General features: G+C 33.3%; 17 protein-coding genes. 10 read left to right on the forward strand and 7 right to left on the reverse strand.

Annotation, left to right across the window (positions count from 1 at the left end):
* Positions 1 to 27 precede the first annotated feature (27 nt).
* Both LO744_RS08475 and LO744_RS08480 read right to left on the reverse strand, forming a co-directional pair.
* The gene (locus LO744_RS08475) at positions 28 to 1170 is read right to left on the reverse strand and encodes a vWA domain-containing protein (protein WP_230668655.1); all 1143 of its coding nucleotides are present in this window, start codon (positions 1168 to 1170) and stop codon (positions 28 to 30) included.
* A 149-nt stretch (positions 1171 to 1319) separates the two neighbouring features.
* Positions 1320 to 1781 (reverse strand): DUF1016 N-terminal domain-containing protein, encoded by a 462-nt coding sequence (locus tag LO744_RS08480; protein ID WP_230668656.1) that lies wholly within the window; start codon positions 1779 to 1781, stop codon positions 1320 to 1322.
* A gap of 146 nt (positions 1782 to 1927) precedes the next feature.
* Here LO744_RS08480 and LO744_RS08485 point away from each other — a divergent pair, with 146 nt between their 5' ends.
* The 6 genes from LO744_RS08485 (at position 1928) to cls (ending at position 8288) form a co-directional block, all read left to right on the forward strand.
* Positions 1928 to 2632, forward strand: coding sequence for a class I SAM-dependent methyltransferase (locus LO744_RS08485; protein WP_230668657.1), 705 nt, complete (start codon positions 1928 to 1930; stop codon positions 2630 to 2632).
* A 218-nt stretch (positions 2633 to 2850) separates the two neighbouring features.
* On the forward strand, positions 2851 to 3402 hold the full coding sequence (locus tag LO744_RS08490) for a ferritin (RefSeq protein ID WP_230668658.1): 552 nt from the start codon (positions 2851 to 2853) through the stop codon (positions 3400 to 3402).
* 154 nt (positions 3403 to 3556) lie between these two features.
* Positions 3557 to 4648 carry a redox-regulated ATPase YchF gene (gene ychF, locus LO744_RS08495; protein WP_230668659.1) on the forward strand — a complete coding sequence of 364 codons (1092 nt, stop codon included), beginning with the start codon at positions 3557 to 3559 and terminating at the stop codon, positions 4646 to 4648.
* Between the two features lie 301 nt (positions 4649 to 4949).
* Entirely contained in the window at positions 4950 to 5888 is a 939-nt protein-coding gene (locus LO744_RS08500; protein ID WP_230668660.1) for a helix-turn-helix domain-containing protein, read from the forward strand.
* Between the two features lie 84 nt (positions 5889 to 5972).
* Positions 5973 to 6737 carry an SDR family NAD(P)-dependent oxidoreductase gene (locus tag LO744_RS08505; RefSeq protein WP_230668661.1) on the forward strand — a complete coding sequence of 255 codons (765 nt, stop codon included), beginning with the start codon at positions 5973 to 5975 and terminating at the stop codon, positions 6735 to 6737.
* 81 nt (positions 6738 to 6818) lie between these two features.
* A complete protein-coding gene (cls, locus tag LO744_RS08510; RefSeq protein WP_230668662.1) occupies positions 6819 to 8288 on the forward strand; it encodes a cardiolipin synthase in 1470 nt (489 codons plus the stop codon).
* Between the two features lie 6 nt (positions 8289 to 8294).
* On the opposite strand, the gene LO744_RS08515 is transcribed toward cls, so the two are convergent.
* Positions 8295 to 9443, reverse strand: a complete 1149-nt coding sequence (locus tag LO744_RS08515) for a methionine aminotransferase (RefSeq protein WP_230668663.1) — start codon at positions 9441 to 9443, stop codon at positions 8295 to 8297.
* A gap of 381 nt (positions 9444 to 9824) precedes the next feature.
* Here LO744_RS08515 and LO744_RS08520 point away from each other — a divergent pair, with 381 nt between their 5' ends.
* From LO744_RS08520 to LO744_RS08535, 4 genes are all read left to right on the forward strand, one after another.
* Positions 9825 to 11708 carry a DNA topoisomerase IV subunit B gene (locus tag LO744_RS08520; RefSeq protein ID WP_230668664.1) on the forward strand — a complete coding sequence of 628 codons (1884 nt, stop codon included), beginning with the start codon at positions 9825 to 9827 and terminating at the stop codon, positions 11706 to 11708.
* Between the two features lie 104 nt (positions 11709 to 11812).
* Complete coding sequence (locus LO744_RS08525) at positions 11813 to 12235, forward strand: hypothetical protein (RefSeq protein WP_230670516.1); 423 nt, start codon at positions 11813 to 11815, stop codon at positions 12233 to 12235.
* Between the two features lie 3 nt (positions 12236 to 12238).
* The gene (locus LO744_RS08530; RefSeq protein WP_230668665.1) at positions 12239 to 14815 is read left to right on the forward strand and encodes a DNA gyrase/topoisomerase IV subunit A; all 2577 of its coding nucleotides are present in this window, start codon (positions 12239 to 12241) and stop codon (positions 14813 to 14815) included.
* Positions 14816 to 14821: 6 nt separating this feature from the next.
* The gene (locus tag LO744_RS08535; RefSeq protein ID WP_230668666.1) at positions 14822 to 15484 is read left to right on the forward strand and encodes a rhomboid family intramembrane serine protease; all 663 of its coding nucleotides are present in this window, start codon (positions 14822 to 14824) and stop codon (positions 15482 to 15484) included.
* Between the two features lie 238 nt (positions 15485 to 15722).
* On the opposite strand, the gene LO744_RS08540 is transcribed toward LO744_RS08535, so the two are convergent.
* The 4 genes from LO744_RS08540 to LO744_RS08555 all read right to left on the reverse strand — a co-directional run bounded on the left by LO744_RS08540 (position 15723) and on the right by LO744_RS08555 (position 20981).
* Positions 15723 to 18221, reverse strand: coding sequence for a pectate lyase family protein (locus LO744_RS08540; protein WP_230668667.1), 2499 nt, complete (start codon positions 18219 to 18221; stop codon positions 15723 to 15725).
* A gap of 449 nt (positions 18222 to 18670) precedes the next feature.
* Positions 18671 to 19519 carry a peptide chain release factor N(5)-glutamine methyltransferase gene (gene prmC, locus LO744_RS08545; RefSeq protein WP_230668668.1) on the reverse strand — a complete coding sequence of 283 codons (849 nt, stop codon included), beginning with the start codon at positions 19517 to 19519 and terminating at the stop codon, positions 18671 to 18673.
* Positions 19519 to 20277: a peroxide stress protein YaaA gene (gene yaaA / locus LO744_RS08550; RefSeq protein WP_230668669.1), complete on the reverse strand. Its 759-nt coding sequence runs from the start codon at positions 20275 to 20277 to the stop codon at positions 19519 to 19521. Before yaaA ends, prmC begins: the two co-directional genes overlap by 1 nt.
* Positions 20274 to 20981 (reverse strand): CPBP family intramembrane glutamic endopeptidase, encoded by a 708-nt coding sequence (locus LO744_RS08555; RefSeq protein ID WP_230668670.1) that lies wholly within the window; start codon positions 20979 to 20981, stop codon positions 20274 to 20276. The genes yaaA and LO744_RS08555 overlap by 4 nt, the downstream gene beginning before the upstream one ends.
* Positions 20982 to 20983: the final 2 nt, after the last annotated feature.

Below are 20983 nucleotides of genomic sequence, written 5' to 3' on the forward strand. Positions count from 1 at the left end.
TTATCTATCAGTCTATTATCTTAAAGTCTAAATCCTTTTAATTCTATTCTTCTCATAATCCTCAAAAATCATCTGTCCCAAACCTGAAAGTCCGGTCAGAAATGCCTTTCCTTTATTTTGAGCGGTAAATGCATTCACAAACTGACGAAGATAAGGGTCTTGGGCAATCATAAAAGTTGTGATTGGGATTTTCAATTTTCTGGCTTGTGCCGCTTTATTGAGACATTCGGTGACAATTTTCTGGTCAAGACCTACACTGTTCATATAATATTCACCGGTTGGAAGTTTCAGGCAACTTGGCTTTCCGTCGGTAATCATAAAAATCTGCTTGTTGGTATTTCTTTTTCTGCGAAGAATATCCATCGCCAATTCCAATCCAGCAACCGTATTCGTATGATAAGGTCCGACTTGTAGATAAGGCAAATCTTTAATTTTAATCGGCCACGCTTCATTTCCAAACACAATAATATCGATGGAATCTTTTGGATATTTTCGTTTAATTAATTCTACCAAAGCCATTGCTACTTTTTTAGCGGGCGTAATTCGGTCTTCGCCATACAAAATCATTGAGTGACTGATATCAATCATCAAAACCGTACTCATCTGAGCTTTGTGTTTGGTTTCCTCTACGATGAGGTCATCTTCGGTCATTCTAAGGTCAGAAATCCCGTTGTTGATTTGGGCGTTCTTCAGACTTTCGGTCATATTTACCGTTGATAAATCATCGCCATATTGGAAATTTCGGTTTTCGCCGTCGCGTTCATCGCCAACTCCTGATTTATTGGTTCTGTGATTTCCAATGCCGCTTTTTTTCAGCTTTCCGAAGATTTGGTCTAAAGCATATTCACGGAGCGCTGCTTCCAGTTTTGCAGTCAGGATGTTTTTGCCTTTTCCCGTTCCAGAATTTCCATCTTCAGAATCATCTTCTTTTTTGATGTAGCCACGTTTTCTTAAGTCTTCTTCAAAATCTTCAAGCGTATATTCATCAGTGAAAATATCGTATTCTTTATCGAGCATATCGAGCCACTCAAAAGCTTCCTCAATATCCCCTGAAGTATGCGTTAAAAGGTCTTTGAAGACATCGAAAACCCTGTCAAAATGCGAAATTTCTTCGGGAATATGTTTGCTGAAAGTAAAGCCTTGATGAAAATTAAAATCTTTATTTGTCATTAGGTTGTTCTACTGTTTTTAAAAACATACAAGTTAGGGACTTTTGTATAAACAGTATACTTTTAAAAATAGAAAATGTGGATGATGATGATTGAAAACAAATGATAGGATGAAATGTATTCGGGAAATTTATTTTGGTTTCTTTTTACTTAAATTGATAAGTTTAAATTTCCAATCATAGTCCGTTCAAAAAGACTGCTGGAGATTTGTCTGTCTAATTCTCTTTTGCTGTAATTTTCTTGTTTAACGAGCTTGAGGTAGAATTCTTTTTCTTGAATCGATTTACATCTTGAAAAAATAAGCAAATTATGAGTCCAGCTAATTTCTCTCACCACTGGTGAGAGTTTTTGAAAATCTTTGTAAGTTTCATAAAACTGTTTCATTCTCCAAAGATTTTTATCAGAAAAACCCTTGATTTCAGGCTCAGTCGTTTGGATAAATACCGCTAATTCTTTAACGATTGATTGTCCCCACTCACTTTGTTCCATTTTTTTACTGATGTATTCTCCAATATTCCAATATAAATTAATGAGTTCTGCATTCACTGTTTTTATAGCGTTAGCTCTTGATATTTTGATGAGATTGATGATGTCAGTAAATCTTGTGTCCATTTTATTTAATACCAATAAGTTCAAATATACAACTATTTCAATTCGTCATAACATCTATTATTTTATCAATTCTAAAGATGGATTTTACGATTCATTCATTTTTATTACCAAGTCTAATTATTATCTTTGTCCCATTAAAATTCAACATGAAAGACTTAATGGGACGTGCAATCTGGGATTATTTTCACAATGAAAATCCTGAAGATTTGCAAACTGAAACTTCAATTTCCGAACTCGATGAGCTTCCGGTAGAGTATCTTTTCAGAGATTTTGAAGGGATGAATAAAATCGAAAAGAAAGCTTTGAAACTATCTCAAGGGAAAGTTTTAGATATAGGGGCAGGAGCGGGTTCCCATTCGTTATATCTTCAAAATGAAAGAAATTTAGACGTTACGGCTTTAGATATTTCCCCAAAATCAATTGAAGTTTGCCAATTGAGAGGAATTAAAAAAGCAGTTACTCAGAATATGCTTGAATTTTCAGGTGAAACTTTTGATACGATTCTTTTATTAATGAACGGAACAGGAATTTTCCAGAGCTTGAATGTGATTGATATTTATCTTAAAAAACTCTATTCTTTATTAAATAACAACGGACAAATATTAATTGACAGTACTGATATTCTATATATGTTTGACCAAGATGATGACGGCGGAGTTTTAATTCCTGCCAATGGATATTATGGCGAGCTTGATTATGTCGTTCATTACAAAGGCGAATCTGAAGACCCTATCAAATGGCTGTATCTTGATTTTAATACTTTAAAAAATGCTGCTGAAAATAACGGCTTTAAAATAGAAAAAGTTTTGCAAGACGAAGATTCTTATCTGGCAAAACTGACGAAGAAATAATTTGATTTTTTTAAATTATAAATCTTTATCTTTACCATAAATTGAAAGTCAATTCCGATAAGGTTTTGACTTTTTTATTTTAGATTAAATCCAAATTGTATTTTTAAATAATTGATTTGTAGTTAATTATATTATTGTTTTTGTCAAAAATAAAGAAAGGAACTTTCCACGGAATCATTTTTGTATTTATAATGATAATCACACTAAAATATACAATTATGAATACCAACAGACTTTCACCTGCGCTGGAAAAAGCTTTAAGCGACCAAATGAATAAAGAAATTCACGCTTCACACACATTTTTATCCTACGGAATTTGGGCAGATGATAAAGGATACAGCGGGATTGCCAACTTTCTATACCGTCATTCGCAGGAAGAGAGAAATCATTCTATAAAATTTATGGAATACGTTTTAAACAGAGGGGGAAAGCCTAAAGTAGATGCCATTCCGGCTCCACCTGCTGATCCTGAAACTTTATCGGCTTGTTTCGATGGCGTTTTCAAGCATGAAGTAGACAATACAACATCCATTTATAGATTAGTTGATTTGGCTTTAAGCGAAAAAGATTGGGCAACTTGGAATTTCATGCAGTGGTTTGTTCAAGAACAGATAGAAGAAGAAACTTTAGCTTCCAATTTAATAGACAAATTAAAAATTGCGGGAGGCGACAGAGCTACAGACGAATCATTATTTAATCTGGATAGTGCGATGGCTTCGGCTCCAAACGATGTTCCTTTAGCTCAGGAAGCGACAGGGAACAACCCATAAACACAAATCAATTAAAATTATTTCTGAAAAATCTGTCAAAATGTTGGCAGATTTTTTTATTATGAAATCCACTGTAAAATTACTATATTTGCACGCTGAAAGCGAAAGGTAATTTAACCTTAAACTTTAAATCTTAAACTTTGAATTTTACAATATGAAATGTGGAATCGTAGGCTTACCGAATGTAGGTAAATCAACTCTTTTTAACTGCTTAAGCAATGCTAAAGCGCAGTCGGCTAACTATCCTTTCTGTACAATTGAACCCAATTTGGGAACAGTTTCTGTACCGGATCAGAGATTATTCGAGCTTGAAAAATTGGTAAATCCTGAGAGAGTTTTGCCTGCAGTTGTAGAGATTGTAGATATCGCAGGTCTTGTAAAAGGAGCAAGTAAAGGAGAAGGTTTAGGAAACCAGTTTCTTGCCAATATTCGTGAGTGTGAGGCGATTGTTCATGTTTTAAGATGTTTTGAAAACGGAAATATTATCCACGTTGAAGGTTCGGTTGATCCTTTAAGAGATAAAGAAATTATCGATATCGAACTTCAGTTAAAAGATTTGGAAGCGGTTGGAAAAGCGGTTGAAAAAGCGAAGAAATTCCTTAAATCTGGTAAGAAAGAAGATATTTTAACATACGAAACTCTTCAAAATCTTCAAGCATTCTTAGAAGAAGGTAAAAATGCAAGAGAGTTTGCAACAACAGATTTTGCAAAAGCTGTCGTTGAAGAAGTGAAACTTTTGACCAATATCCCTGTTCTTTACGTTTGTAATGTAGATGAAAATTCTATCAAAAACGGAAATGAATGGATTGCCAAAATTGAAGAAATGGCAAAAAAAGAAAATGCTGAAGTGGTTGTTTTAGCAGCTCAGATTGAAGCTGATATTAACGAATTAGATACTTTCGAAGAGAGAGAAATTTTCTTGGAAGAATTAGGACTTACAGAACCTGGAGTAAACCGTTTGATTAGAAAAGCATACGATTTATTAAAACTTCAGACGTATTTTACAGCTGGGGTAAAAGAAGTAAGAGCTTGGACTATCGGACAAGGTTGGACGGCTCCTCAAGCTGCTGGTGTAATTCACACAGATTTTGAGAAAGGTTTCATCCGTGCTGAAGTTATTAAATATAATGATTATGTAACCTATGGTTCAGAATCAAAAGTAAAAGAAGCTGGAAAGCTTTCTGTTGAAGGGAAAGAATACATCGTTCAAGACGGTGATATTATGCACTTCAGATTTAATGTTTAAAAATATTAAAAGTTAGTTATATAATATTTTAAGACGCTTCCATGAATTTGGGAGCGTTTTTTTTGTTTTCAAATCGCTATAAATTTTTAGCACATGAGCCACATAAGTTTTAGTTTGTACGCTCTGAAAACATGAGAACACATAAGAGAAAATCAAAGATTTTCATAAACTGATGTGCTCTAAATATTTTCAAAATTTAATCTAAAAACTGATGTGACTCATTTGTTTTAAAAATGTCTTTTAGGGTTAAATTCTGTTTCAAAAACTTCTTCTTATATTTGATTTACACAAATTCCACATTATGGAAAAATTGACACATGCATCCTTAGAAGATTTTTACCTTGAAATGACTCAAAGACTGGGGAAAGATATGGAAAGTATTTTTCCGAAAGGTCTTCACAAAGATATTGGTCATTTTAATGTTTTTGATATCGCACAAACAATTGCGACGGTAAAGAAAACCTGTGAAATGCCTTACAACAGAAGGAAATATTATAAAATAAGTTTGATTCGAGGGAAAAACAGAGCAGAATATGCAGATAAGATAATTTCAATTAAGAAAAATGCTTTGCTTTTTGCAACCCCAAAAGTTCCTTATCATTATATTCCTGAAGATGACAATCAGTCTGGAAATTTTTGTGTTTTTACAACAGATTTTTTCACTAAAAACTCTTCACAGAATATCCTTGAAGATTTGCCTTTATTTCAGCCGGGTGTTATTCCTGTTTTTGAAATAGATGATGAAAAGGCTGATGAAATTGATTTACTTTTCGGAAAAATTAAAAAAGAAATCGATTCTGATTACGAGTTTAAATATGATTTGATTCGAAATTATGTTTCAGAATTAATTCACTACGGACAAAAATTGCAGCCTGCAGAAAAGATTCATAATACTCAGAATGCTTCGTTAAGAGTGGTTTCTTTGTTTATAGAATTATTAGAAAGACAGTTTCCGATTGAATCTCCAAATCAAAGAATCCAGTTAAAAGTGGCTAATGATTTTGCAGAACGATTGTCTATTCACGTCAATTATTTAAATAAAAACTTAAAAGAAAATACAGGGAAAACGACGACTGAATTTATTGCAGATCGGGTAATTCAGGAAGCTAAGATTTTATTAAAACAAACCAGTTGGAATGTCTCCGAAATTTCCTATGCTTTAGGTTTTGAAGAAATTGCACACTTTTCAAATTTCTTTAAGCGTAAAACTTCATTCACCCCAATGGAATTTCGTTCCTGATTTGAATTTTGCAAATTTCAGATTGATTCGGGTAACTCATTTGGTTTGAAATTGACTCAACTTTGTATCATTAAAAAATCAATTATGAATAACAGAACAAAAATTGCCCTTGTAACGGGTGGAAGTCGTGGCCTTGGTAAAAATTCAGCCTTAAAAATTGCAGAAAAAGGATTGGATGTAATTATTACTTACCATTCAAACAAAGAAGAAGCCGACAAAACGGTTGCAGAAATCCAGGCTTTGGGAAGAAAAGCAATTGCTTATCAACTGAATACGAAAGAGGTGAAATCTTTTGATGAGTTTGTAAAAAAAGTAGGCGACCATTTAGAAGAAAATACCGGAAGCAGAAATATTGATTACCTTATTAATAATGCGGGAACAGCTTTATATTCTCCAATCTCAGATGTTACAGAAGAGCAATTGGATGATATGGTAAATATTCATTTTAAAGGAGTTTTCTTTTTGACTCAGAAATTCTTACCATTTATGAATGACAATGGCGGAATCGTTAATCTTTCTTCAGGTTTGGCGAGATTTGCGATGCCGGGTTCGTCTGTTTACGGTTCTATGAAAGCAGCAGTCGATCAGTTGAGTAAATATATGGCAAAAGAATTAGGCGCAAGAAAAATTAAAGTAAATGCTGTTGCACCTGGAGCGATTGAAACCGATTTTGGCGGCGGAAGAACGAGAGATGACCAAAACGTAAATGCGCTCGTAGCTAACAATACAGCTTTGGGAAGAGCTGGTTTACCGGACGATATCGGTGGAGTAGTTGCTTTTTTATGCACCGACGATGCTTCTTGGATTACCGCACAAAGAATTGAAGTTTCTGGCGGAATGTTCTTTTAAAATAATAAAGGAGTAGGCGGATGTCTGCTCCTTTTTCTTATCTTTAATAGGTGAAATCATATTAGATTCATCAATAATTTTATGATGATTAAAGATTTTTTAGACCAGTTTCCCTATATTTTATTAGGTGTTGAAATTTTATACTTGGCAGGTGTACTTTTTCTTGCAGCTAAAATTATTATAGATACCAAGACCACGAGCAAAACGCTGGCTTATCTTATGCTGATTGTTTTTCTCCCTTTTGTAGGGATTATTATCTATTTTGTATTTGGAGTAAATTATCGGAAGAATAAATTTTACACCTTTAAAATTGAAGGAAATGAAGAAATTTTTCATAAGATTCTAAAGTACGTTAAACAAACCCATTATGTAACATTAGACAACCGGAAGGGTGAACTGGATAATTTTATAACCACCATAAATTTTCTTTATCATTCAGGGCACTCTCCTTTAACACAGTGGAATGAAGTAGAAGTTTTGGTGAATGGAGAAGAAAAGTTTGCTAAAGTGTTTGAAGTCATCCAAAAAGCAAAACATCATATCCATTTAGAATATTATATTTATGAAAATGATGATATTGGAAATAAACTGGCTGATCTTCTTATCCTAAAAGCAAATGAAGGAGTCATCGTTCGCTTTTTGTATGATGATATGGGAAGTGGAAAAATAGGAAAAAAACTCTTGAATAGATTAAAAGAAGCAGGCGTTGAAACCTCTCCGGTGAATAAAATTACTTTTAGAATTTTTGCCAATAGAGTCAATTATCGTGATCACAGAAAAATTATTATTGTAGACGGAAAATACGTTTTTACAGGCGGTATCAATGTTTCAGATAAGTATATTAACCCTAATCCTAAACAATATTGGAGAGATATTCATTTGTATATTAAAGGAAATGGTGCTTTTTATTTTCAGTTTTTATTCTTGAGTAACTGGACTTTTGCTACTGAAAAAATTCCTCAGATCTCGCAGGAGTATTTTGCCTACGAAAACCTTGATTCTGGAAATAAAATGGTACAGGTTGCAGCGAGTGGACCCGATACAAAACCTTCTATTATGCTGAGTACAACCTCGGCTATTCTTTCTGCTAAAGAAAAAGTCTATATTGTGACACCTTATTTTATTCCGGTAGAAACAGTTTTGAATGCTATAAAGCAGGTTGCTCTTTCTGGGCTGGATGTAAGATTGATGGTTCCAAAATCGGGAGATTCTTTAGTTGTAAATGCGGCTGCCTATTCTTATTATGAAGAATTATTAGAAAATAATGTTCGTATTTTCTTTTACAAAAAAGGGTTTATTCATGCTAAAACAATGGTAATAGATAATAATTTCTCTTGTGTAGGTACTGCAAATATGGATGTTCGGAGTCAGGAGCTTAATTTTGAAGTAAATACACTCGTATTTGATCAAGAGGTTAACCAGAAACTACAAAATGTATTTCTCAGTGACATGGATGATTGTGATGAAATTATATTTAATGAATGGAAAAAACGATCAAAGCATAAAGTTCTTTTTGAACATTTAGCAAGATTGCTTTCTCCACTCATCTGATTTAAATTAAATTTTAGCTAAATTTTCAATCGCTCTTTCTAAGGTTTCATTCTTCTTTGCAAAACACAATCTTATTACATTTTCATTTAATTTACCCTTGTAAAAAGCCGAAAACGGAATACTTGCCACTTTATGATTAATCGTTAATTCTGTTGCGAAATCAAAGTCATTTTTATCTGAAATTTTATCGTATTTTAAGGCTTGAAAATAAGTTCCTTCACAATCAAGAAGTTCAAAAGAGGTATTTTGAAGTCCGGCTCTCAGGAAATCTCTTTTTTCCTGAAAAAACTGGTTCAGCTGGATGTAATGCTCGTCATTTTTCATATACTCACCCAATGCCATTTGAAGTGGAGTGTTCACGCAGAAAACATTAAATTGGTGTACTTTTCTAAATTCATCAGTCAGAGCTTTTGGTGCGGTACAATATCCAATTTTCCAACCGGTAATGTGAAATAATTTCCCGAAAGAGGCGACTAAAAGGCTTCTTTCTTTCAGTTCCGGATATTTGCAGATGCTTAAATGTTGGTTTCCATCAAAAACAATATTTTCATAGACTTCATCGCTTAAAATTAAAATGTTGGTGTCTTTTACGATTTTAATTAATTCCTGAATGTCATTTTCCTTTAAAATCTTTCCTGAAGGATTGTTGGGGTTATTCAGGATAATCATTTTTGTTTTTTCTGAAACCAAATTTTTCACCATACTCCAATCGATTTCATAATGTGGTGCTTTCATTTGGAAACGTTTTACAATTCCTCCAAAAAGTTCTACCGTTGGTTCGTAGCAATCGTAGGCTGGCTCAAAAATAATCACTTCATCATCTTTCTGTATAAAAGTAGCAATCGCTGTGAAAATCGCCTGAGTTCCGCCTGCTGTAATCGTAATTTCAGATTCAGGATGATAAATTGCGTTGTGGCTGTTTTCAATTTTTCTTGCAATTTCTTCTTTTAAACCCATTATTCCGCCCAATGGAGCATATTGATTGAATCCTTTTTTGATGAAATCATTTGCTAAATTCATTAATTCAGAATCTGTTTCAAAATCAGGAAATCCTTGTGAAAGGTTAATGGCCTGATGTTGATTGGCCAATTGAGACATTTGAGAAAATATGGTGGTTCCTACATTGGGAAGTTTCGAAGAAGGAAGTTGTATCATTTAAAATTCTTTATGAATCTAAATTAAAGCAAATTTTCAAATATTCAGATGAAATGAGAAAAAATGTGTCGCTCTATTTTTAAAGCTTAAGGCTGTTTAAATTTAACCGCTTATTGTTTTAATCGGGCAACAATATTTGAAATGTATATTGCTAGATACTCAAAGTTGTCAAAAGAATAAAAATCAAAGATTTTTGAAAATTGATGCGTTTTTTTCATTTTAAAAATAAGTTTTAATCGAAATGTCTAAATCTTTGTGCCTTTTGTGGTTAAATAAAAAAAAATAACAATTTTTTCAGTAAAAAATATTAATAAATAGAAACTTAAAAATTCGGATATTTTTGTCCGTTTTTGTACTTTTGTATGTTTGCTGAAATAATATATGTCACAAGAAATACAACCTATCTATTCTGAAGATAATATCAGAACCCTAGATTGGCAGGAACATATTCGTTTGCGTCCCGGTATGTATATCGGAAAGCTTGGAGATGGCTCGTCTGCCGATGATGGTATTTATATTTTACTGAAAGAAATTCTTGATAACTCTATTGATGAATTTAGAATGAAATCGGGTAAAAGAATCGAAATAAAAGTAGATGACGGAAAAGTCACAATTCGAGATTTTGGTCGTGGAATTCCTTTAGGAAAGGTAGTTGACGCGGTTTCAAAAATGAATACCGGAGGTAAGTATGACAGCAAGGCCTTCAAAAAATCTGTCGGTCTGAATGGTGTGGGTACAAAAGCGGTGAATGCACTTTCAGATTATTTCCGTGTGCGTTCTTTCCGTGATGGTAAGGTGAAAGTTGCTGAGTTTTCTCGTGGAATGATTACTGAAGACCACGAAGAAAAAGAAACATCAGACAGAAATGGTACCGAAATTTCTTTTATTCCTGATGCAGATATTTTTCTTCATTTTAAATACCGAAAAGAGTATATCGCAAGAATGCTCCGCAATTATTCGTATTTGAATCCGGGATTGAAAATTCTTTTTAATGGCGAAACGTTCTATTCTGAAAACGGATTAAAAGATCTTTTGGACGAAGAACTAGAAAGCGATGCATTGTACCCGATTGTTCATTTGAAAGATAATGATATTGAAGTTGCCATAACACACACCGATAAATCTCAGACTGAAACCTATTTTTCATTCGTAAACGGACAAAATACAACGCAGGGTGGAACGCATTTGAATGCTTTCCGTGAAGCGTATGTGAAGACCATCAGAGAATTTTTTAATAAAAGTTTTGATGCTTCTGATGTTAGGAAATCAATTGTTGCAGCGATTTCAATCAACGTTGAAGAACCTGTTTTTGAATCTCAGACCAAAACAAAATTAGGCTCGAATGATATGGGGCCAAATGGTCCTACTGTACGTACTTTTATCATTGATTTCTTAAAAAATAAATTAGATAATTTTCTTCATAAAAACCCTGAAATTGCAGAAGCGATTCAGAGAAAAATTTTAATTTCTGAGAGAGAAAGAAAAGAGCTTTCGGGAATTCAAAAGCTGGCAAGAGAAAGAGCAAAAAAAGTTTCTCTTCACAATAAAAAACTTCGTGACTGCAGACAGCATTACAACGACCAAAAAGCGGAAAGAAAAGCGGAAACGCAAATTTTTATTACCGAGGGAGATTCTGCTTCTGGATCGATTACAAAATCGAGAGATGTCGATACGCAAGCTGTATTTTCATTGAAAGGTAAACCGCTAAACTGCTATGGTTTAACCAAGAAAGTGGTATACGAAAATGAAGAATTTAACCTTTTGCAAGCTGCTTTAAATATTGAAGAAAGTCTAGAAGATTTAAGATATAACCAAGTGATTATCGCAACCGATGCCGATGTCGACGGAATGCACATCAGACTTTTGATGATTACGTTTTTCCTTCAGTTTTTCCCGGATGTGATTAAAAACGGACATTTATTTATCCTTCAGACGCCGTTATTTAGAGTTAGAAATAAAAAAGAAACAAGATATTGTTATACTGAGTTGGAGAGAGTAAAAGCGTTAAATGAATTAGGGAAAAACCCTGAAATTACCCGATTTAAAGGATTGGGAGAAATTTCACCAGATGAGTTTAAGCATTTTATAGGAAAAGATATTCGTTTGGAACCTGTAGTGATTGGAAAAGATCAAACAATAGAGCAGCTTCTAGAGTTTTACATGGGGAAAAATACCCCTGACCGACAAGTATTCATTCTTGAAAACTTGGTAGTTGAAGATCAGGATATTAACAATAAAGAGATTTTGGATGAAGTAGGGCTTTAAAAAAATAAAAAATTAATATCCTACACCAAACTAAAATAAATATGATAAAGCTAAGTAATAAGAAAAAAACGCCCCTGTATAATTTTTTCAATATTGTATTATTGATGATATTATCAGGCGGATGTATCAGTTTTATTGTAGATAAAATAAGGTTTAATATTTTAGACGAAAAAAGTTATTTTTTAATTATTATTCCTGTTGTATTATTGATTTTCATTCATTTACACGGAAGACAGATTTTTGAATATGACAGCGAAGGGGAAGCAATTCATTTCAGGAATAGAAATATTATTCCTTTTTTAAATAAACCTCAGAGTGATGAATTTCCGAAATATAAACTGGTAAAATATGAAGTGTTTTCTGTATTTTTTTTCAAAAGACTTTACATAACCATTTCAAGCAAAAACTCGGGGACAACCACTTTAAAATATGAGATTTCATATTTAACGAAAAAAGAAGTCAACGATTTAAAGAGATCTCTCAATAAAATAATTAGAGCTAATAAAGAGAAAAGACATCAAGAATAAGGAATGATAGAAGACAACTCTCACGAAGGCGAAAGCTTAAAAAAAGTTTCAGGACTGTACAAAGACTGGTTTCTGGATTATGCATCTTATGTAATTTTAGATAGAGCCATTCCGTCTGTTTATGATGGTTTCAAGCCTGTGCAGCGTAGAATTATGCATTCTATGCGCGAATTAGAAGATGGGCGTTACAATAAAGTAGCCAATGTTGTCGGTAACACGATGAAATATCACCCGCATGGTGACGCATCAATCACCGACGCAATGGTGGGAATTGGGCAGAGAGAATTGTTGATTGATACTCAGGGAAACTGGGGGAATATTTACACAGGAGATTCTGCAGCGGCAGCAAGATATATTGAGGCAAGATTAACACCTTTTGCTTTGGAAGTAGTCTTTAATCCTAAAACTACAGAATGGTCTAAATCCTATGACGGTAGAAATAACGAACCTGTAGATTTACCGGTAAAATTTCCGTTGCTTTTGGCTCAAGGAGTTGAAGGAATCGGGGTTGGACTATCCACTAAAATTCTTCCACATAATTTCAATGAATTAATTACGGCTTCTGTTGCTTATTTAAAAGGGAAGAGCTTTCAGGTTTTTCCTGATTTTCTTACGGCAGGATTTCTTGATGTTTCAGAATACAACGATGGTCACAGAGGTGGAAAAGTAAGAGCGAGAGCCAAAATATCTCAGGTTGACAAGCATATTCTGATGATTTCTGAGCTTCCTTTTTCTAAAACCACAACAGATTTAATTGATTCTGTTTTAAAAGCGAATGAAAAAGGGAAGATTAAAATCAAAAAAATTGAAGACAATACTTCAGATAAAGTAGAGATTCTAATCTATCTTCACAACGAAGTTTCTCCCGATAAAACGATTGATGCTTTGTATGCATTTACCGACTGTCAGGTAACGATTTCGCCCAATGCTTGTGTTATTGTTGGTGACAAACCGATGTTCCTGGATGTTTCTACCATTCTTAAAATGAATACCGATCACACGGTTTCTTTATTGAAAAAAGAACTGGAAATTGAGCTTCATGAGTTACAGGAAAGCTGGCATTTTTCATCTTTAGAACGAATCTTCATCGAAAACAGAATTTACCACGACATTGAAGAGGTAAAAAGCTGGGAAGAAGTTCTGAAAACTATTGATATAGGTTTAAAGCCTCACACGGCACATCTTCTAAGAGAGGTTACTGAAGAAGATATTTTAAGGCTGACAGAAATTAGAATTAAAAGAATTTCAAGATTCGATTTAGATAAATTTAAAGAAAATATTGCTTCATTAGAAGGGAAAATAGAGCAGGTAAGATTCCACTTGGCTAATCTTATTGCCTATGCGATTGATTATTATCTGAATATTCAGAAAAAATACGGAAAAGAAAGAGAAAGAAAAACAGAATTAAGAATTTTTGATACCATTGACGCTTCAAAAGTGGCTGTGGCGAATGAAAAATTCTACGCTAATTTTGAGGAAGGTTTCATTGGAACTTCTCTGAAAAAAGACCAATATTTATTTGACTGTTCAGACATTGATGATATCATCACATTCAGAAAAGACGGAAGCATGAAAGTTGTAAAAGTGGAAGCGAAAACTTTCATCGGAAAAGATATTCTGCACGTTGCTATTTGGAAAAAGAATGATAAACGTACCGTCTACAACATGATTTACCGTGAAGGTAGAGATGGCCCTTATTACATGAAACGTTTTTCGGTAACTGCAGTTACAAGAAATACAGATTATGCTTTAGGTTCTGATAAAAGAGGTTCAGAAATGCTTTATTTTTCGGCAAATCGGAATGGTGAAGCCGAAGTGGTAACGGTTTTACTAAAGCCAAACCCAAGAATCAGAAAAAATAAAATGGAAATCGATTTCTCTGAATTAGCCATCAAAGGAAGAGATTCAAAAGGAAATCTGGTCACCAAATATTCTGTAAAGAAAGTCGACCTGAAAGAAGAAGGCGTTTCTACTTTAGCGCCAAGAAAAATATGGTTTGATGATACCGTAAGAAGGCTTAATGCTGATGTGAGAGGAACTTTATTGGGGAATTTTAAAGGAGACGATAAGATTTTAACGATTAATGCTCAAGGCGAAGCAAAATTGGTAAGTTTTGATCTTGGAAACCGTTTTGATGACGAATATATCATTCTTGAAAAGTTTCGTCCAAATCAGCCGGTAACTTGTATTTATTACGACGGAGAAAAGGATATGTATTTCATCAAGAGATTCTTGCTGGAAAACAATACCAATCTTCAAACCTTTATGCCTTCAGAACATCCGAAATCTTTTATTGAAAGAATTTTGGTTTCAAACAATGTTACTGCAGAAATTATTTTTGCGAAAGATAAAGGAAAAGATCGTGATCCCGAAACCATTAATATTGATGAATTTATTACCGTAAAAGGAATTAAAGCCATCGGAAATCAGTTTACGAAATTTAAAGTTAAAAATATCAACATCACCATTCCAGAGCAGGAAGAAGAGGAGCCAGAAGTTTATGAAGAACCTGATTTTACTGCTTCAAATGATGATGGAACAATAGGAAATTTGTTCGGAAGTGATGATAACGAAAAATAAAAAAATATGGATACAATTGTTATCATTATAATTGCAGTTACGTGTATCATTAGCTATTTGGCTTTAAATGATATGAGAATGTTTGAGAAATATAAATTTAATGTGGGAGCAATTCTGCATAGAAAAGAATATTTCAGACTTTTGACGGCAGGTTTTCTACATGCAGATTTTATGCATTTATTGCTTAATATGTATGTGCTTTATATGTTTTATCCGCCAATAATGGCAGCATTTGGAGTTGTAGGTTTTTTAATCATATACATCGCCTCTATTTTGCTGGGAAATCTTTTTTCTCTGTTAATTTATAAAAATCAAAGCTGGTATTCTGCAATCGGAGCAAGTGGCGGTGTTGCTGGAATTATTTTTGCAAGCGTTTCTCTAAATCCGGTATTTTCAAAAATTGGAATTATATTTATTCCTTTTCTTAGTATTCCGGGCTATATTTTTGGGTTACTATACTTTGGATATTCTGTGTACAGCATGCTAAAACCAAGATCAAATGATAATGTGGGGCACGCTGCTCATTTAGGAGGAGCTTTCTTTGGATTGATTTATACCGTAATCATTTATCCTGAAGATGCAATTCATAATATGTTTTACCTATTGATTATGTCACTTCCGCTGATTTATTTGGCGTACGAAATATTTGTAAGAAAAAGAATAGGCTAAATTTTTTTTAATTCTTAACCATTAAAACCAATGAATCTTTTCATTGGTTTTGTTTTTTTTATTAATGTCCGTTTTTAATCATAATATTGAAAAACAAATGTATCATTTCATTATTTTAATCATTGTTTCAAAATCTCTTGTGATTATTCAATATTGTCCTAAAGTTCTATGATTAAACTAAAAATCCGTCTTCACTAGATGTGAGACGGATTTCAAATAAGTTTTTAAAAACTATTTATTATTTTTTCATTATTTTTTGATTAAATATTCCTTCTTTAGTTTTAATCTGTAAGAAATAAATGCCACTCTTTAGACTTGTCATATCAATTTTTGTCGTATTCTCATTAATTGTCTTAACAACTTGTCCAACTGAGTTTGATACAATTACCTGTTCAACAGAACTATTTTTTGGTGTAGAAATAGTAAGGATAGAATTAACAGGGTTTGGATAAATATTTAATTTTTCTAATCTGTTTTCCTGGGTTGCTAAAACTCCTGCGGTATTAAATACTGTTTTAAAATAAAATAGATTTGCAACACTTCCTTTTGTAATGCTATGTGCTCCTGGAGCAATATTAGGAATTGTTATAACCCCTGCTGTGGCAGTATAATTTACATTGTCAAACTTTACAGTTCCGCTAAAAGTAGGATCCAGAACCAATGTTAAAGTAGAAGTTTGCAAAGTGTTGTAAGCTATAGATGTCGCTGATTCTAGTTTTAAACGCTTTGTTAAAGCAGCCCCATCATAGGTTGCAGATCCATCCGTAGAGTTTATATTTGCTGATGTAAAAGTATAGAATGTACTGTTTAATGCAGACGTAGTGAAATTATGAATTTCATTACCTTGAGGTGTTCCCGCCGCAATTACACTGATACTGCCTGTTCCTGAAACTGATGTTCCCGCAGATCCCACAGTATTTACAGTGAAGCTTACATCGTCCGAAGGATTTCCAGAAATAATAACTGTTTTATTAGTGGTGTTTTTTACAAAACTTACTCCTGAAGCTGGTAACCCAGATATTGTGACATCAGTAGCTGTTCCACCCCATGTAAAGGTCATCGGTGCTATTGCTGTATCGGTAATGACTGTTTGATCATTATTAGAAGGTATGCTTAATGTCTGAGTACTTACTACAGGTGAAGCAATTCCCTGAACAGAAATAAGAGAGGATGTATAATTCTGTAATAATGCCATGAGCCCTGTATTGACTGCTGAACTTGTATCATCTACTGCATTATTGAACGTCCAACTTATATCACCTCCGGAAACTCTCCCCGAATATTGCATCGTTTTATCTCTCGCTACAACAGGGGTGTCTACAACCAAAGAATTAATATACAATGCCGGATTTGTATCGAAATTATTATAAGTTGCACTGCCTTGTACAGCGGTGATATTACTTCCCAAAATTTCATTTCTGCTTGTTGCAAGGTAGGCATCAAATTGAGTAAGTGCTACTGAACTGTATGGTACAAAAGCTGTCTGACCGGTCATATAGTTGTTATGTGCCTTAATCATCCCTCCGTTTTCATTAGAAAATGTTCCGGTTGAGCCTCCCGCAATGTCTGTTCCTTGCTTAGAAATCAACATCGGGTATTTACAGTTTCTGAAATAATTACCCTCTACAAATACAGATGAACCTAATGTAGATCCGGCACCATATTTTGAGTTTCCATCATAATAATTGTTGTAAACGTGTGCTGAAAAAAAACGTACACGAGGATGTCTTGAGTCTGAATGATCAAACCAATTGTGATGATATGTAATGTATAAATCGGTAGTAGTACCTTCACTTAGACCTAACAGACAACTCTTTCCGTTATCCCAAAAGTGATTGTATGAAAAGGTTACATAGGTAGATTTTTTTGAATCAAGTGCTCCATCACCTTTTGCCTGATCAGCATCAGATCCTGGTGCACCATAAAATAAATCATTATTGTGAGCCCAAATATAAGTATTGTCTTGCTGTAAACTGAGATTATCACCCTCAGAAGCATCAGTCAACATAAATCCTAAGTTACGAACTTCAATATTCGTTGCTGTTTTTATTCTGATTCCCCATCCATTGACCAGCGCATCAGAACCAACACCTTCAAAAGTGATAGAACTTGCTGCAATTTTTTTGTTTTCAATTACAATATCTCCATTGAGCATGTAGTTAGGATCTGTAACATTCCCAATCAACCTGATAACGAGTGGACGGAAATCTAAACCTTTTTTGAATCCGTCTAAAATAGACTGTAGACCAACACAGGGATTAGAGTTAGCTCCGGTAACATTCATAGAAACTGTGTTTTTCGTATCTTGAGTAATGTATAAAACTACGGCATTTGCCTTTAAAGTTCCGTCAAGATTGTAGGCTCCTGGTACTCTTCCGTTATGGTGCGCAAACCCTGTTCTGTCGTGTGCGGTTACAATTATCGGTGCTGATATGGCTGCTGGTCCTTCTACGTTTCCAGTGACAGGAACTACTTTCATGGTGTAAACTCCCGGATTTAGCCCTAGTGCATCTGCTCTATAATACGAACCATAATTACGTATCAGTTGGGTATCGATGATTTGGTCAGTAAAATTTGCTCCGGTATAATAAACTTTATAGCTATCGACTCCCGTTACAGGGGACCACTTAATATAGGCGGTTTCCATCCAGCCTGTCGCTTGTTTTATAGTAATGTTTTGTGCGGTTATTTTCAGAAAACTGAAAAAGCACATCAAATAAGTTAAAATTCTTTTCATGACGTAATAGTTTAAGTTAATAGCATATTAATATGACAAAATGTAATCGATTGCACTAAATATATATAAATAAATAATACAATTAATTAAATTGTGAATAACCTAAAAATTACTTGTTAAAATGAATTTTAAATAAATTCTATTTTGAATTTATATTTTTTTGTTTTTAATGATTTATTTAGTGAAAAGAGATTTTTATTTTTGTTTTAAATACTATTTATCGAAAATATGTCAACTATTTTAAGTAATGGTGAGTTGGTTTTTTAATAATAAGTGTTATGTATTTAATAATAAATTGTTTTAAAAATAAGGAATAGTGTATCTGGTTTTTTTGAGTAATGTTAATTTAATGTTACGAATTTTAAGATGAAATCATAAAAATGACAAAGTTTTCAATTTTCATGACTAATATCATGCTTTCTAGCGTTTACTTAAAATTTGCTCAGATACTATTTTACGCCAAAAATAAAGCGGTCATTTCCACTCAAATCTTTGATGAGCTCACTGTGAGAAAAATCGTTGTATAATTCTAAAGTTTCAGGTCCTAATTTCTGATTAATTTCTAAAAAGAGTAAACCATTTTTATTCAAATGTTTTTTAGAATCCTCGGCAATTTTTCGGTAGAAAATCAAAGCATCAGAAGTAGGAGAGAATAATGCTATTTTCGGCTCAAATTCCTTTACAGAATCGGCAATTTTATTCTCTTCATCAATCCCGATATAAGGCGGATTTGATATGATAACATCAAAGTTTTTATTCAAATCAAAACTTAAATAATCAGCGTGAATAAAATTGATATCCAACTTATGAAAATCTGCATTTTTTTTCGCTGTCACTAAAGCTTTTTCTGAAAAATCAACTGAGCTAACTTCACTTTCAGGAAAATACTTTTTTAAAACCAAAGGAATAATTCCGCTTCCGGTTCCGATATCAAGAATTCGGGGATTTGAGATTTGAGATTTGAGATTTGAGATTCTCTGAATGGCAATTTCCAGCAACTCTTCTGTCTCAGGACGTGGAATGAGAACATTTTCATCAATAAAAATTTTCATCCCGTAAAATTCCGTTTCACCTAAAATTTGTAAGTAAGGTTTTCCTGTTTTTAATTCTGAAATAATTTGTTGAAATTGATTAATCTTCTCATCAGACAATTCCAAATCTGTAGACTGTCTTTGCTGAAAATGATTTAATTCTAAAATATCTTCAGCAAAAATCTGAAATATAAATACACTTTCAGAATCGGTATAAATTTCAGAAACAGATTCTGAGAAGTGTTTTTTAAGCTGTGATAATGTCATTATCTTGTAAAAACGAGTTTTGTATTTGTTGATTTTTCCTCATTAATTCTGTACCCTTCATAGTTGAATGCTTTCACATCGTTCAATGTTTTTGCATTGTTTTCTGCGCAGAATCTTACGACAAGACCTCTTGCGTGTTTGGTGTACACTACAATGGTTTTCAGTTTTCCTTCTTTTATTTCATAAAAATCAAAATCGATTACCTCATGATTGAGTTTTTTTCGGTCAACCACTTTTATATATTCGTTACTTGCCAAATTCAGGAGGATTTCGTTCTTTTTCATTTCAGAATTAAGCAGTTCGGTCACTTTTTCTGTCCAGAATCCGTAAAGGTTTTTATAATTTTCAAATTCAAAATTTCTACCCATTTCAAGGCGATACAGCATTACTTTATCTGAAGGTTTCAATAAGCCATACAGACCCGAAAGTATTCTGTAATTTTTCTGAAGATAGTCAACCGCATTTTTGTCTAACGTTTTTGCATCCAGACCACGATAAACTTCGCCAGTAAATGCAAACATTGCGGGAGCCGATTCTTTTGCTGTTGGAGTAGGCTTCCATTTTTGGTTTCTTTCCCAGTTTTCGTCTGCTAATTTTGCCGAAATTTCCATTAACTCGGAAAGATATTTTGGCGATTTATGTTTTAAGTGTGATTGTATAAGTGCAGCTTCATTAATAAATTTTGGAGTAGAAGTTCTCAATAAATCTGTTGAGTTTTCTATGTTCATTAATTTTGCAGGGGACGTTATGATTTTCATAAATTAAATAAAGATAAATGTTTAGGGTCAATAAAATTCATCATCATCATTGAGATAAAATCAATCAAAAAATGACAGATAATCAGAATTTTAATGTTTGAATATTTTTTATAAAATAGAGCAAATACAATCCCAATAAAGAAAGGGACAACAACTTGACCGATTGTTCCGTACGTGCTGTGTAAAATACCGAATAAAAGAGCAGAACCAACCACTCCCATCATCGGGCTATTGTATATTTTCTCGATTCTTGGCTGAATATATACTCTCATTAATAATTCTTCCACAACTCCGGCCGTAAGACAAGTAAAGATAATCAGGAAGTAATTATTGCTAAATAATTTTTTTAGTTCTAAAAGTCTTTCACTGGGTTTTTCCTGAGTTACAAAAATAATAATTGCATTCAGAAAAGCACCGCCAAATACGCAAATAAAGTATAAAGCAATGACAGCACCCAAATAAAACAAAGGGGAATACTTTTTTTCTTCCCAGACAAAAAATGACCTGTTTTCTATGAAAAAATTATAAATCAATACAACAAATAAAACCAACCAAAGAGAAAGTCTGTCGTAAAAAAATAAATCGGCGGTTAAAGCTTTATAATTAAAAAATAAATTAATTGTAGGGATTGAATACAGTATTGAAACTGCTAACAATACGAAAGTAAGTACAATGCCTAAAGAATATTTTCCGTTCAGACTCATTT

This window comes from Chryseobacterium turcicum, assembly GCF_021010565.1.
Taxonomy (GTDB): Bacteria; Bacteroidota; Bacteroidia; order Flavobacteriales; family Weeksellaceae; genus Chryseobacterium; species Chryseobacterium turcicum.

Bases quoted from the DNA above. Each gene is read 5' to 3' on its own strand.
- LO744_RS08475 (WP_230668655.1), bottom strand. From the start codon at position 1,170: ATGACAAATAAAGATTTTAATTTTCATCAAGGCTTTACTTTCAGCAAA.
- LO744_RS08480 (WP_230668656.1), bottom strand. From the start codon at position 1,781: ATGGACACAAGATTTACTGACATCATCAATCTCATCAAAATATCAAGA.
- LO744_RS08485 (WP_230668657.1), top strand. From the start codon at position 1,928: ATGAAAGACTTAATGGGACGTGCAATCTGGGATTATTTTCACAATGAA.
- LO744_RS08490 (WP_230668658.1), top strand. From the start codon at position 2,851: ATGAATACCAACAGACTTTCACCTGCGCTGGAAAAAGCTTTAAGCGAC.
- ychF (WP_230668659.1), top strand. From the start codon at position 3,557: ATGAAATGTGGAATCGTAGGCTTACCGAATGTAGGTAAATCAACTCTT.
- LO744_RS08500 (WP_230668660.1), top strand. From the start codon at position 4,950: ATGGAAAAATTGACACATGCATCCTTAGAAGATTTTTACCTTGAAATG.
- LO744_RS08505 (WP_230668661.1), top strand. From the start codon at position 5,973: ATGAATAACAGAACAAAAATTGCCCTTGTAACGGGTGGAAGTCGTGGC.
- cls (WP_230668662.1), top strand. From the start codon at position 6,819: ATGATGATTAAAGATTTTTTAGACCAGTTTCCCTATATTTTATTAGGT.
- LO744_RS08515 (WP_230668663.1), bottom strand. From the start codon at position 9,443: ATGATACAACTTCCTTCTTCGAAACTTCCCAATGTAGGAACCACCATA.
- LO744_RS08520 (WP_230668664.1), top strand. From the start codon at position 9,825: ATGTCACAAGAAATACAACCTATCTATTCTGAAGATAATATCAGAACC.
- LO744_RS08525 (WP_230670516.1), top strand. From the start codon at position 11,813: ATGATATTATCAGGCGGATGTATCAGTTTTATTGTAGATAAAATAAGG.
- LO744_RS08530 (WP_230668665.1), top strand. From the start codon at position 12,239: ATGATAGAAGACAACTCTCACGAAGGCGAAAGCTTAAAAAAAGTTTCA.
- LO744_RS08535 (WP_230668666.1), top strand. From the start codon at position 14,822: ATGGATACAATTGTTATCATTATAATTGCAGTTACGTGTATCATTAGC.
- LO744_RS08540 (WP_230668667.1), bottom strand. From the start codon at position 18,221: ATGAAAAGAATTTTAACTTATTTGATGTGCTTTTTCAGTTTTCTGAAA.
- prmC (WP_230668668.1), bottom strand. From the start codon at position 19,519: ATGACATTATCACAGCTTAAAAAACACTTCTCAGAATCTGTTTCTGAA.
- yaaA (WP_230668669.1), bottom strand. From the start codon at position 20,277: ATGAAAATCATAACGTCCCCTGCAAAATTAATGAACATAGAAAACTCA.
- LO744_RS08555 (WP_230668670.1), bottom strand. From the start codon at position 20,981: ATGAGTCTGAACGGAAAATATTCTTTAGGCATTGTACTTACTTTCGTA.